At 46.4% G+C, this 12,035-nt stretch carries 13 protein-coding genes; 3 read left to right on the top strand and 10 right to left on the bottom strand.

Translation table 11 applies throughout. From position 1 onward, the window contains the following. Nucleotides 1-26: 26 nt before the first annotated feature. A complete protein-coding gene (yjeM, locus tag IV64_RS12220) occupies nucleotides 27-1,511 on the bottom strand; it encodes a glutamate/gamma-aminobutyrate family transporter YjeM (RefSeq protein WP_057707507.1) in 1,485 nt (494 codons plus the stop codon). Between the two features lie 275 nt (nucleotides 1,512-1,786). Here yjeM and IV64_RS12215 point away from each other — a divergent pair, with 275 nt between their 5' ends. Beyond that, nucleotides 1,787-2,182 (top strand): aggregation-promoting factor C-terminal-like domain-containing protein, encoded by a 396-nt coding sequence (locus IV64_RS12215; protein ID WP_057707506.1) that lies wholly within the window; start codon nucleotides 1,787-1,789, stop codon nucleotides 2,180-2,182. Nucleotides 2,183-2,566: 384 nt separating this feature from the next. On the opposite strand, the gene IV64_RS12210 is transcribed toward IV64_RS12215, so the two are convergent. Further along, a complete protein-coding gene (locus IV64_RS12210; RefSeq protein WP_057707505.1) occupies nucleotides 2,567-3,607 on the bottom strand; it encodes a zinc-dependent alcohol dehydrogenase family protein in 1,041 nt (346 codons plus the stop codon). 163 nt (nucleotides 3,608-3,770) lie between these two features. Here IV64_RS12210 and IV64_RS12205 point away from each other — a divergent pair, with 163 nt between their 5' ends. Then, on the top strand, nucleotides 3,771-4,019 hold the full coding sequence (locus IV64_RS12205) for a hypothetical protein (RefSeq protein ID WP_057707504.1): 249 nt from the start codon (nucleotides 3,771-3,773) through the stop codon (nucleotides 4,017-4,019). Between the two features lie 111 nt (nucleotides 4,020-4,130). Here the strand turns inward: IV64_RS12205 and IV64_RS12200 are convergent, their stop codons facing one another. The 5 genes from IV64_RS12200 to IV64_RS12180 form a co-directional block, all read right to left on the bottom strand. After that, nucleotides 4,131-4,754, bottom strand: a complete 624-nt coding sequence (locus IV64_RS12200; protein WP_191982897.1) for a GyrI-like domain-containing protein — start codon at nucleotides 4,752-4,754, stop codon at nucleotides 4,131-4,133. Nucleotides 4,755-4,876: 122 nt separating this feature from the next. Further along, the gene (locus IV64_RS12195) at nucleotides 4,877-6,802 is read right to left on the bottom strand and encodes a copper-translocating P-type ATPase (protein WP_057707503.1); all 1,926 of its coding nucleotides are present in this window, start codon (nucleotides 6,800-6,802) and stop codon (nucleotides 4,877-4,879) included. Further along, the gene (locus IV64_RS12190) at nucleotides 6,799-7,074 is read right to left on the bottom strand and encodes a cupredoxin domain-containing protein (RefSeq protein WP_404411324.1); all 276 of its coding nucleotides are present in this window, start codon (nucleotides 7,072-7,074) and stop codon (nucleotides 6,799-6,801) included. Before IV64_RS12190 ends, IV64_RS12195 begins: the two co-directional genes overlap by 4 nt. A gap of 11 nt (nucleotides 7,075-7,085) precedes the next feature. Beyond that, nucleotides 7,086-7,457: a cupredoxin domain-containing protein gene (locus IV64_RS12185; RefSeq protein WP_157061162.1), complete on the bottom strand. Its 372-nt coding sequence runs from the start codon at nucleotides 7,455-7,457 to the stop codon at nucleotides 7,086-7,088. Nucleotides 7,458-7,656: 199 nt separating this feature from the next. Further along, on the bottom strand, nucleotides 7,657-8,052 hold the full coding sequence (locus IV64_RS12180) for an iron-sulfur cluster biosynthesis family protein (protein WP_057707501.1): 396 nt from the start codon (nucleotides 8,050-8,052) through the stop codon (nucleotides 7,657-7,659). A gap of 119 nt (nucleotides 8,053-8,171) precedes the next feature. Between IV64_RS12180 and IV64_RS12175 the strand changes: the two genes are divergently transcribed. Beyond that, complete coding sequence (locus IV64_RS12175) at nucleotides 8,172-8,453, top strand: DUF1905 domain-containing protein (RefSeq protein WP_057707500.1); 282 nt, start codon at nucleotides 8,172-8,174, stop codon at nucleotides 8,451-8,453. Between the two features lie 66 nt (nucleotides 8,454-8,519). On the opposite strand, the gene IV64_RS14515 is transcribed toward IV64_RS12175, so the two are convergent. The 3 genes from IV64_RS14515 to IV64_RS12160 form a co-directional block, all read right to left on the bottom strand. Then, complete coding sequence (locus IV64_RS14515) at nucleotides 8,520-9,548, bottom strand: Ig-like domain-containing protein (protein WP_057707499.1); 1,029 nt, start codon at nucleotides 9,546-9,548, stop codon at nucleotides 8,520-8,522. Between the two features lie 214 nt (nucleotides 9,549-9,762). Further along, entirely contained in the window at nucleotides 9,763-10,650 is an 888-nt protein-coding gene (locus tag IV64_RS12165) for a PfkB family carbohydrate kinase (protein WP_057707498.1), read from the bottom strand. Beyond that, entirely contained in the window at nucleotides 10,647-12,017 is a 1,371-nt protein-coding gene (locus IV64_RS12160) for a purine-cytosine permease family protein (RefSeq protein WP_057707497.1), read from the bottom strand. Before IV64_RS12160 ends, IV64_RS12165 begins: the two co-directional genes overlap by 4 nt. Nucleotides 12,018-12,035: the final 18 nt, after the last annotated feature.

Below are 12,035 nucleotides of genomic sequence, written 5' to 3'. Positions count from 1 at the left end.
GTAGCTTGCTCCGCTTAATTCAGTATTTAGTTCACGTGACGTTCACGTACTTGGTACCAGATAATACCGGCAACGCCGAATAAGATTGGTCCAACGAGCATCCAAATCGTATTTGCAATCTTGCCCGTCTCTAAGATTGGTTGAATCAAAGTAAAGACGTTGGCGCCTAAAACGACTACGAACACGACCCAACTGATGATTTTGGTCCACATCATCGATTTGTAAACCTCGAATGGTTTTGCAATCGACTGATTTTCCTTGAACTTCGGAAAGGCGTATAACAAGAACAAGTATGGCAAGGTCATCGAAACGTTCGCCATCAAAGTCAAAATGTTATAGAACGCCGAAGCATCCCCGGTCGCAAACGACGCAACCAGAATAATAACAATGACGATTGCACATTGGACCATCATAGCGTAGCTTGGCATGCCATTTTTATTCAGCTTGGTAAACTTGGCTGGCCATAACTCCTTAGGTGTCCCGAGGATCAGTGTCTTTAGTGGTGAATAGGTCAACGTGAAGAAGGCTCCGGTATAGGCAAGAAACATCCCTAAACCAGTGTAGCGGGCAAACCACAAACCAATCGTGGTAGCCGCTACCGTGCTTAATCCTAATGCTTGGCCCAATACGTAACCTAAGTTCCGCATCATCACGTAACTAATATTCCCCATGTTGGTCGTCGGGTTGGCCAAAACGGCTTGCCAGTTCGTGCTAATTCCCCAGCAGAAGATCCCCAAGCCATAACCAATCGTAATCACGATGGCGGAAATAATAATCCCGCGGGGGAAGGTCTTCTCAGGATTCTTAGTCTTATCGACCATCCCACCGAGCACTTCCAAACCACCGTAAGCAAAGATGGCAAACACTGCGAACCCTAACAAGCCCACTGGGTGTTGGTAACTTGGGTTAGGTGAAGTCAACACGTGTTGTAACGGCTGGGCAAAGTGCCCGTGGTTTAAGCCTAAAATAATACCAGAAACAACTAATAGAATTGCTGTTAAACTCGTGACGGCGACCCCACCTAAACTCGTGATCCGCACGATGCCCTTCATCCCTTTGATTGAGACAAAGGTCACTAAGACCATCCATAAACAGGATAAAATCCCGATAACTTGGGTCGCGTTTAATCCCATCAGTGCAAACTTTTGTGTCTGATCACTCCCGAAGAAGATCGTTGTGAATGGTATCCACACCTTTGCAGACGTTGAAACTAACCAGATAATGTAAGAAGCAAACCACATGAAGGTCCCAACAAACGCAAAACGCGCGTTCACACTGACCTCCAACCACTTGTACATCCCACTACTATCCGACTTGATTGCAGCGCCGTATTCCGCCATCATCAACGCAAACGGAATAAAGAACAAAACCGCGGCAATTAGATAAAACAGAATGGACGAATACCCCATTAAGTAAAAAGCAATCGTGCCGTTCGCAAACCCGAAAACCGTGGTAAAAATCATCATGACTAACGCCATTAAGGTGATTTTCTCATCATTTTTTTCAGCCATTTTTTCGCCCCACTACTCACTTTAAATTAGTAAACTGCCATTAAAACAGCTTGTACCTCTAAGGTTAGTCGACCCATAAAATAAGTAGATTGATTTTTAATGATAATCATATAATTTTTCACTGTGAACCAGCATTTTTAATCAAATGCGACAATTATTTCATTGGCAAAATATTGATTTAATTAGTCAGTAACGTCGCGTTAACACTCCTGCAACATTATGCGTGTATTCTTATGGATGTTGAGTCATTAATTTATATAGACGGGGCGGACATCATGAAAAATTTTAAATTAAAATCAATTTTACTACTGGTCGCAATCGGCTGTGTTTTCGGATTAGTGGCCAACGTTGCTTCTAGTTTTGTACCACAAACAGCCATTACGGCAGAGGCTTCTTCAAAAAAGAGTCAGGCTAAACAAATCAAGAAAATCAATGCGCGCTTATCGAAAAAGCAGCGCGCTGCTAAAAAATGGATTGCTTACCGTGAATCCGGCTATAGCTACACCGCTCGTAACGGCAGATGTTATGGCCGTTACCAATTACTAATCGGTTACTTACACGGCAACTTATCACCAGTCAACCAAGAAAAACGGGCTAACAGCTACGTCGCTGGCCGTTACGGTTCTTGGACTAAAGCCAAGAAGTTCTGGCAACAACACCACTGGTATTAAATTTAATTCTCAAATAACAAATGAGTGTCACAAAACCGTTTTGGCTTTGTGACACTCATTTTATTTTTTATTGATCGCTTATTTGCTCCGTCGAGTAGCCTCGGTGTGCTATGGGGGATGGTCGTAGCCGAAGTACGGTCTGCTCCCTCAATTCAAAGCCGATAGCCCACGTCTTTGAATTGCCCCGCAAGATTGGCAGATAAGAAACACCTGCCAATCTTGCCGTCACAGCACACCAAGACTACCCGACTGCGCTCAAAACAGATTTACTATTGTGATTTGGATAACCGCATGTTATCAGCGGCAACCGGACTAACTCATTTGTATTAGTCTAAATACTGATACAACAGTAATCAATTCCTAAATTTAACTTTCAAACTTTAGCTAGTCACTAATAACCAACAATGACTTGATAGCTTCCCGCTTATCCATGGCTTCATAGGCCTGCTGAACGTGGGCTAAATCAAATCGCTTTGTGAACACCTTACCCGGGTGAATCGTTCCATTGAGCACGGCGTCTAACAAGACGTTGTGGTCGTCACTCGTCACCGAAGCAATCCCGCCGCGAAGACCGATATTTCGCCAGAATAAATTATTCGTATTCATTTCCGCTTTTTGTGGTACACCAACCCGGCCAACCACCGCACCAGGACGCCCGACTTTAACCGCCGTATCAACTGATTGTTCGGTTCCAACACATTCTAGAACCGCATCGGCCCCAGCGCCATCCGTCATCGCAAAGACCTTCTTTACGGCTTCGTCGCCACGTTCAGCAACAACGTCGGTTGCGCCAAATTCACGGGCTAATGCCTGCCGGTCAGCGTGACGGCTCATGGCAATGATCCGCTTAGCCCCTAATAACTTCGCAGAAATAACACCACATAACCCAACGGCACCATCGCCCATCACAACCACGGTATCGCCAGCCTTGACTTCCGCCGTCGTGGCAGCGTGGTAACCAGTCGCCATCACGTCCGCCAACGTTAACAGATCGTTCAATTGTGCGTCGCTATAGTCGCTAGGTTGACCAGGAACTTTCACTAACGCCCAGTTAGCGTTAGTAAACCGTAAATACTCTCCTTGATAGCCAACGATTTCATCATCATCATTATTGACACAGTCACCGTCAAAGCCCGCTAAACAAGCAGCACAGTGCCCACATCCGTGCGTAAACGGCGCAATTACAAAGTCGCCGGGTTTAACGTTGGTGACTTCCGCACCGACACTTTCAACAACCCCAATTGCTTCATGACCAACGGCGGATGGCTGTTGTCTTTTAGAAATTCCACGATACCACCATAAATCTGAGCCACAAACACAGGCCCGGACAATTTTTAAAACCGCATCCGTGGGTTTCTTAATTTCAGCTTTTGGTAACTCACGAACTTCCATTTTACCGGGTTCTACGAAGACTGCTGTTTTCATCAATAATTCCTCCAATACTTTATTTACCACCTTACTATAGTCCCTTACAGTTACTTCAATGCAAGGCTTTGCACCAAAAAATTCATCTCACGTTTGATTCCGGTCTTTGGCGTAACTCGACTAATGCTATAATAAAGCATCATCTTAATTGGAGTTGAAAATAATGGCAAAGTTTGAATTAGCAAGTCAGTATCCCAGCGGTCCAGCGCTCGGCGCGGCCGTTGAACAGATCAAGAATAACGCCAGTAACGGTTTAAGCGTGCGCTATGCGACGCGCAACGATGACGAAATCAAGTTCATCTTTACCGACATGAAAACCGGCAAAGTCACCGAAATGGCTTACGCCAAAAATAGTGACAACAGTTGGACGTTCAACGCTGACGAATCGACCAATATTAACGATTTATTCTAAAGAGTGTGCACTAAAAAAGACAGATAATCATTCGGAAATACAAGCTAGTTCTGAATCGTTATTTGTCTTTTATTATGGTTGAGACATGCAAAAAAAGACAGTTTCCCCCGCTTAACCTACCCGGTACCGCAACACGGTCTTTAGCCGTTCTGGGGCAACTCGCCGGGCATCCGATAGATATATTTCCCGATGAACCTTACTGATCCGTTGCAATCCCTTGGACGCGACGAGTTCGTCCATCTTGGCAAAGCTACCGGGTTCATCATCGTAAGCCCCAACGTGTAAAATTTGCGCCACTTGCATCGTTTCAAAGTGTTGCACGGTAATCTCACCAATTAATGACAATTGTTTTTTATCCCGGACCGTAGCTAGCGTCGGTTGGATGAGTTCTTCCGGAACAAAGTCCGGCACCCGAATCATAATGTCATAACTAAATTCATTTTTATCCAAGTGATCCATCTGCTGGCCCTTCGTAGTCAGTGACCAAACACCCTCTAATGGAAATACGACGTAATCCTCGAATTCAGCAGATTCCTCGGTAACCTTTCTGTACGCCGCTTTAAGCCCATACGCGGCCGGATACAATGCCTCTAGCTTAGTTTTAAAATCTGCACCGTTAGGATCTCCCGTCCCGTGTAAACTGATAAAACGTTGGGCGGGCACATCCAAAATGACCGGCTCCTTTTTAGCCATATAAAACGCCTTTTCCTGCTTGCGCCATTCATACTTCACCATACCTCAACTCCGTTCCCAATTATTACGTTAATTATACCGTAAAGACTTGCCACGGTGGTTGCTCGACCAACCAAAAAAAAGCGGGTATACCGGTCGCTATTTCACCGTGATACCCACTTTAGTTAAGCAACCCGCGCGCGAGTTGTGATTTTAGCTTTATTTAACATGACAGAACTAGTGACCACGGATAACGAACTAAATGCCATCGCTAGTCCGGCTAATTCAGGGCTCAGTGACACGCCAAGGGCAAAGAACACCCCGGCTGCGACCGGAATTCCAAGCACGTTGTAAATGAACGCCCAGAATAAGTTCAGCTTAATCCGACTGAAGGTCTTCTTGCTGAGTGCCAACGCCTTATCGACATCCCGCAAATCGTTTTTAACTAGCACAATTCCACCGGCATCAATCGCCACGTCGGTCCCAGACCCCATTGCGATGCCGACATCGGCGGCTGTCAGCGCCGGTGCATCATTGATACCATCACCGACAAAAGCCACCTTACCCGTCTTTTGTAAGGCTTGCACGTGATCGGCTTTATCACCTGGTAAAACGTCCGCAATCACTTGGTCAATCCCGACCTGCTTAGCAACCGCATCGGCGACCCGCTGATTATCACCCGTTAACATGACGGTCTTTAGACCCCGGGCCTTAAGATCGGCAATCGCCGTTTTCGAAGTAGCCTTCGCCACGTCTTGAATCGCGATCATCCCAATGATTTGGTCGTCTAAACCAACGTAAACGACGGTTTTAGCGGCATCTTGTAACGCGGCTTCTTGTTGTTCCATCGCTGGGTCAAACTTAAAGTTCGCTAATAACTTATGGTTACCAACGACCGCCGTATGCCCATCGATCTGCGCCTGAACGCCCTTACCCTCAACGGCTTGAAAGGCTTCAGCCGGCTGGTGTTGAATGGCCAGGGCTTTTGCCCGGTTTAAAATCGCCGCGCCTAACGGATGTTCGGAAGCTTCTTCCAAACTCGCAGCAATCGCTAACACTTGGTTTTGATCTCCAATTACGTCCGTCACTTGGGGTTTACCCACAGTGATCGTCCCGGTCTTATCAAAAACGACCGTTTTAACATCGTTGACGGCTTCCAAAACTTCACCGTTTTTAATCAAAATTCCCATCTTGGCACCACGGCCCGTTCCAACCATTAAAGCGGTCGGTGTCGCTAAACCAAGCGCACATGGGCAAGCAATCACGACAACGGAGACCGCAAAGATCAACGCGCTGGTCACACTAGCACCTAAGAAAACGTACCAAGTCAGAAAAGTCGCAATGGCTAAAATTAAAACGATTGGAACAAAAATATCCGAAACCTTATCCGTCAATTTTTGAATTGGGGCGTGACTATTCTGCGCCTTTTTAACCAATTCGACAATCTGTGACAACATGGTCTGATCGCCAACCTTATTGGCTTTGAACAGGAAAGTCCCGTTACTATTAATCGTTGCGCCAATCACGGCGTCATCAACATTTTTTTGAACCGGCATACTTTCACCAGTCACCATCGATTCGTCCACGTTGGAACTGCCCTTGATGACCACCCCGTCAACCGGGATCTTTTGCCCGGGCTTCACTCGAATGACGTCACCTAGCACCACCTGTTCTAACGGAATACGAACGTACTCACCATCCCGCAAAACTTCGGCGTCCTTAGCTTGTAAATTAACGAGTTTTTCAACGGCACTCGACGCGTTATTACGCATCCGCTCCTCAAAAACTTGTCCTAATAACACGAAGGTCGTGACAAAGGCCGCACTTTCGAAGAACACCGCTTGTCCAACAATCATGGCATAAATACTGTAAAAATAAGCAGTTGCCGTTCCAATTGCGACTAACGTATCCATGTTTGAGTGGTGCTTCGTAAACGATGCCCAGGCACTTTGAACAAACGGCCCTGCCGAAACCACCATGACGACCGTTGTCAAAACGAGCTGGGTCCAATTACCACCGGGCATCATCCAGCCAAACGGCATTAAAATCATGTTGGCTAACATCGGTAGTGAAAAGACTAATGCAATCCAAAAACGTTTTGTAATACTCATACACTAATCACAACCTTTCCACTGAACATGTCCATCCCACAGCTAAATTCAAAGGTTCCGGCCTGATCAGTGGGAACTTTCACCGTCTGAGGTTGTTGGAGGGGCAACGCCGTTTTAAAATTGAGGGCGTCAGAGTGTACCACGTCTAAACAGCCTTGGTCACTGGTCCGGGTAAACGTTAGCTCAGCGGGAACCCCTTGCTTTAACGCAATCACTTGTGGGGCGTAACCACCATTAACGACGACATTGACTTGTTGTTTTGTTTGCATCATTGCGACCTCCGTTATTTAATCGTTAGCTTGCCGTGGAACATGTCCATGCCACACGCCCATTGATATTCGCCGGATTTGCTAGTGTCAATTTCAATACTTTCCGCTTGATCCTTAGGTAGGGCGCGGTTAATCCCAAAATCACTGAAAACAACGTGATCCAGACAACTGGAGGCATCCTTACGCGTAAAGTTCAAAACCGCGGGTACACCCTTTTTCAAGACAATGTGTTCGGGTGAATAACCCCCACTAACCTCGATATTAATTTGCTGCTGGTTACCAGCCGTTTGGGCATTAACTTCCGCTACTTCGTGTTTACCGAAGAACCACCACGCAATAAATCCAATCACGGCTAACCCGACTACCAAGACAATGATTTTAATCACTTTAAACTCCTCCTCTTATTTCAGATCCTTATGCCACTTTTATAAACACTATGTTTACATCTGTAATCAACAGAAGTAATCATACCGCCATCGTTTACAATTGTCAACGATAAAATTTACCGCTATACAAACAAAAAATCACCAGCCGTTTTGACTGATGATCAGTTAATAAACTTTAACAATTTTTTCTGGTGCCGGCTTAGCATCCGGAGCCTTCCGCCGTTGTGCCATTTTTAAATGCGGCTAAAACAGCATCGCCGTCCGCAATTTGCACCGCTTGATCCAAAATATGGGCATCATCTTTAATGAAAATACGCCCTTGCCGGTAGTCCATTGTTACTCCAGTATTTAAGAACATCAAATCGTAGTCCGACGTCCAGAGATGCAAGCCCTGATTATTTGTCACTTTGACCGGGTAGTCCGGATCAGGCTGATTAAGGGCAACCAGGGTAAACTTAGTTCCAATCGTACAAGCCCCACCGTGTAACGAATACTTGCCGCCACCGTCATCAGTTATTAACACCAATTCTTGTTGGGAGCGTCCTTTACGCTGTAACAGCGCCATCAACGCGTCACCAATCATCATTTTAGGCATCTCACCAGCTCCTTTTCTGTACAAATTTATTCTAGCATGGACGTCAATTAATTAGTTCTCATTGACAAATTTACAGCTAACAGTCATTCTAGAAGCAAAATCTAAGGAAGGTTCGCCTGATGAAAACTTATCAATTTGAAGCAACGATTCACGCCGCTACCGCTGGCAAAGGCGGTGCTTACGTTATCTTTCCCTACGATATTCGTCAAGAATTCCACCAAGGCCGCGTCAAGGTCCACGCCACGTTTGACGTTTGCCCCTACGACGGCTCGATCGTTAATATGGGGTTAAAAACGGCGGATGGGCAAATCTGTTATATTTTAGGAATCCTAAAAAGTATTCGTCAAACGCTAAATAAAGATATTGGCGATACCGTTCAAGTCGTTGTCACGCCACGCTAATCACGATATTCAGAGATAACAAAAGGAGCTGTGACCGAGGCCACAACTCCTTTTAATTTAGGTTGCTTATTTTTGAGTGAAACTCCACTTTGCTGCTGGGGCAACGCCGGCTTTAGTAGCAACGACCTTGTTCTTAGCGTTAACAAGCTTGAACTTCTTAGCTGAAGTGTAACGCATGTAAACAGTGCTACTCTTCTTTGAACCACTAGGCTTATAAGTTAACTTCCAAACATTGGCTGTCTTAGTTGCAGCTGCTTTGTAGCTAGCATATGAAACTAAGGTCTTAACTTTTTTGTCATTCTTGTAAAGTTTTTGGTTGAAGCCTTTTTTGGCGCTGAATGACCAAACTTGGCTGTACTTCTTAGCCGTATTTGACTTCCAAGTACCGGCTGGGGCTTTGATATCAAACTTCTTAGCGGCAGCTTTCTTAGCTGCGGCCTTTTTAGCGGCAGCTTTCTTGGCTGCGGCTTTCTTGGCAGCAGCCTTCTTTGCGGCAGCTTTCTTGGCTGCGGCCTTCTTTGCGGCAGCTTTCTTTGCGGCAGCCTTCTTAGCTGCGGCCTTTTTAGCTGCGGCTTTCTTTGCGGCAGCTTTCTTGGCTGCGGCCTTTTTAGCTGCGGCTTTCTTTGCGGCAGCCTTCTTAGCTGCGGCTTTCTTGGCTGCGGCCTTCTTGGCAGCAGCTTTCTTAGCTGCGGCCTTCTTTGCGGCAGCTTTTTGAGCAGCGGATTGAACCCGAATAATTTCGTAGTAGTAAGCTTTGGTCTTTGGGTTAGTTGCATAGACATAAACATTGCTGTTAGTCTTTAATTTCTTAGCAAGTTTAACCGTGTACTTCCCGTTCTTTGCAGCCGTTGCAGAACCTAAGTTCTTCTTAGCATGCTTAGTTGCTTTAACCGTAATTTTAGAACTCTTAGTTGCCGTCCCGGTGATGGTCTTAGAGTTATTATAGATGGCACTGACCTTCAAGCTTGGACTAGTAACCTTCTTCGTCGTCTTAGTTGCGGCATTTGCGGTAATCCCAGTAGTTGGTACCGTAACCGTCGCACCGATTGTGGCGATTGTTACTAAGCCTGTCAATGCGGTCATAAATTTTTTCATTATGATATCCCCTTAATCTCGACCGGATCTGTTCCGGCATTATTTTTGTAACCGCTTAGTAGTATAACAGCTTTTTTACAGTTTGATTACATAAATTAAGTTTTTTTACAAATTTTACAATATCTTAAGTGCAAATCGAACCCAAAAATCCCCCTCAAGTTGTCCACTGTGGATAACTTGAGGGGGATGCTATTCATTATTCTAGTTTTCCCCACTACTTGTTGAAATCTAAGCAGCCACTCGTTTGTTGAACTACTTTTGCCGCTAACTCATTTGCCCGTTGCATCGCAGTTGGCAATGCCAGCCCCGCCATCAAACCTGCAATTAACCCACCGCAATGGTTATCGCCAGCACCAATCGTGTTAGTGACCGGCACGCTTTCACCGGTGACCGTTTGACAGACCTGACCGTCATCAAAAATGGCGCCCCGTTCGCCAAGGGTGACAATTACGGGACAGTGCGTAACTTCAAACAGTCTGCGCATCTTAGCCTGCAAGGTTTCTTCACCGGGCATTAAATGGCCGATTTCAACTTCATTACAGTGTACCATGACCTCGGCCCCTAAAATGCCCGTTCGAACCGCCGCGGGAAGGTGCGCAACCCGTGGTGACGGATCAAAAATCACAGTCGTACCCGCTGGTCGTTGCGCTAGCGCCGCCAAAATGACCCGCGCTGATTGCGGATTTTCCAGCTCGTACCCACTGATATAGAAGTAATCGTAAGCCGCCAGATCAACCCGGTCAAACCAACTAGGTTGCCAGTGCCGTTCGATTCCGTCGATGGTTAAAAAGGTCCGTTCACCGTTTGGTTCCACCATGGCGAGGTCCCAGCCGTTATCCGCGCCAGTAACCGGAATCTTCACGGGAACCTGCTTATGCGCAAAGTCCGCCCGCACCACGTCAGCGTACTGGCCCACGCCGACGGGAACAAACAGTGTCGCTGATTGTCCCGCTGCACGAATGGCGCCATAAACGTTATAGGCACAACCACCAACGTGACTCGCCACCATTTCACCAGTGGCGTCTTCGCCCGATAACGGCAATTGTGGCACGTCAACAACGATATCGACAAAAACGGCCCCTAAGACTAAGGCACGGCTCATGATTGCGCCTCAGAAACCCCAATCCGATTGGTAATCATTTTGACGATGAACATGCAAATGATTGCGACAATCGCCGCGACAAACACACCCAAACTATTATTACGGAAAATACCGCGTGCGAACGGGCCGCTCCAAACCGCATTATTAGTGAACAGGAATCCAGTCAACGTCGCAATTCCCCACGAAATAATGCCACCCCAATTATAGTGTACCCGGGAGCTCGGCGCCATTAATGCCACGTCGTACCCGTTCATTCTAAACATCGCACTATCACACAGGAAGATTGCGACCCAACTGGCTAAACAGATGCCGAGGAAGCTGAGGAAAATTTCAAAGCTTCCCAAAAAGTTGCCCGAAATAAACAGGACGTATACCGGAATCAAGATGACGATTGCCCCGTGCAACGTTAACGACACTGGCTGTGAAATTCGAATCCCAATCGTCGCCAAGTTAATTCGTGCCGAGCGCAGTGAAACGATACATTGTGGAATCAACCCACCAGCCGCTACTAAAAAGTAGATGACGCCAAACCAGCTTGGTAAAGCAGAATACATCATCCCAAACGGATCACTGGCCGTTGCTAGACCTGGTTTAATCGTACTCAACAAGACACCACCCGCCATCAATAGGAACAGTGGAATCGCGCCTCCCAGCGTCGTACTCCAGAAGGTATGACTTGGTCGGGTTCCTGGTCGGACGTAGGCCCCCCAGTCCGCGGCGGCCATTGACCAAGAAATCCCTGAGCCAGCGGCAACGATACTAATTGCGGGTAAAACGCCACTCAACCAGCTCCCACTTGGTCGACTTAACGCCACTTGCCAATTGGCCTTCATCAAAAAGAAGATCAAGATAACAACGGTTAAGGCGCCAAAAATGTAACTGATCCACGTTTGAATCTTACCCAGCGCTGCTTCCGTTAAAAGTCCTGAAAATAAGACCAATCCCCCAAAAACAGCTAAAGCAATGGCTTTAGTAAGCCCATTTTTAGGAACGTTAATCACGTCATACATCGCAATCAGTAACATGGTCCCGGTAATGACGTTAACCGCCAACCAGCCGACCATGTTAAACCACGCAATGGCGTTAGGAATCTTGTTTCCATGCGTTCCGTACGTCGCCCGACTCAGCTTAAACGTTGTGACGCCTTCGCGTTGGCCAATCATGGCCACCCAACCGGGCACTAAAAATGACAATCCCCCAATTAATGATGCAAAAATTGCTTGTCCAAATGATAAGTGGTAAGCCACAATCATGGCGCCGAAAACAAACCCCATAATCCCTACGTTAGCGGCAAACCAATTATAAAATAATTTACTCGGTGTTAAGGTTTTATCCTTATCTAGAACTTTAACATTTTCATTATTCATTCAAATTTCTCCCCCAAA

It is taken from the genome of Lactiplantibacillus xiangfangensis (assembly GCF_001438845.1).
Lineage (GTDB): Bacteria > Bacillota > Bacilli > Lactobacillales > Lactobacillaceae > Lactiplantibacillus > Lactiplantibacillus xiangfangensis.
The sequence above is the reverse complement of the archived record's forward strand: the minus strand, read 5'-3'. Positions and strand labels throughout refer to the sequence as shown.

Excerpts from the sequence above, each read along its gene's own strand:
- yjeM (WP_057707507.1), bottom strand. The coding sequence starts at position 1,511 with ATGGCTGAAAAAAATGATGAGAAAATCACCTTAATGGCGTTAGTCATG.
- IV64_RS12215 (WP_057707506.1), top strand. The coding sequence starts at position 1,787 with ATGAAAAATTTTAAATTAAAATCAATTTTACTACTGGTCGCAATCGGC.
- IV64_RS12210 (WP_057707505.1), bottom strand. The coding sequence starts at position 3,607 with ATGAAAACAGCAGTCTTCGTAGAACCCGGTAAAATGGAAGTTCGTGAG.
- IV64_RS12205 (WP_057707504.1), top strand. The coding sequence starts at position 3,771 with ATGGCAAAGTTTGAATTAGCAAGTCAGTATCCCAGCGGTCCAGCGCTC.
- IV64_RS12200 (WP_191982897.1), bottom strand. The coding sequence starts at position 4,754 with ATGGTGAAGTATGAATGGCGCAAGCAGGAAAAGGCGTTTTATATGGCT.
- IV64_RS12195 (WP_057707503.1), bottom strand. The coding sequence starts at position 6,802 with ATGAGTATTACAAAACGTTTTTGGATTGCATTAGTCTTTTCACTACCG.
- IV64_RS12190 (WP_404411324.1), bottom strand. The coding sequence starts at position 7,074 with ATGATGCAAACAAAACAACAAGTCAATGTCGTCGTTAATGGTGGTTAC.
- IV64_RS12180 (WP_057707501.1), bottom strand. The coding sequence starts at position 8,052 with ATGCCTAAAATGATGATTGGTGACGCGTTGATGGCGCTGTTACAGCGT.
- IV64_RS12175 (WP_057707500.1), top strand. The coding sequence starts at position 8,172 with ATGAAAACTTATCAATTTGAAGCAACGATTCACGCCGCTACCGCTGGC.
- IV64_RS14515 (WP_057707499.1), bottom strand. The coding sequence starts at position 9,548 with ATGAAAAAATTTATGACCGCATTGACAGGCTTAGTAACAATCGCCACA.
- IV64_RS12165 (WP_057707498.1), bottom strand. The coding sequence starts at position 10,650 with ATGAGCCGTGCCTTAGTCTTAGGGGCCGTTTTTGTCGATATCGTTGTT.
- IV64_RS12160 (WP_057707497.1), bottom strand. The coding sequence starts at position 12,017 with ATGAATAATGAAAATGTTAAAGTTCTAGATAAGGATAAAACCTTAACA.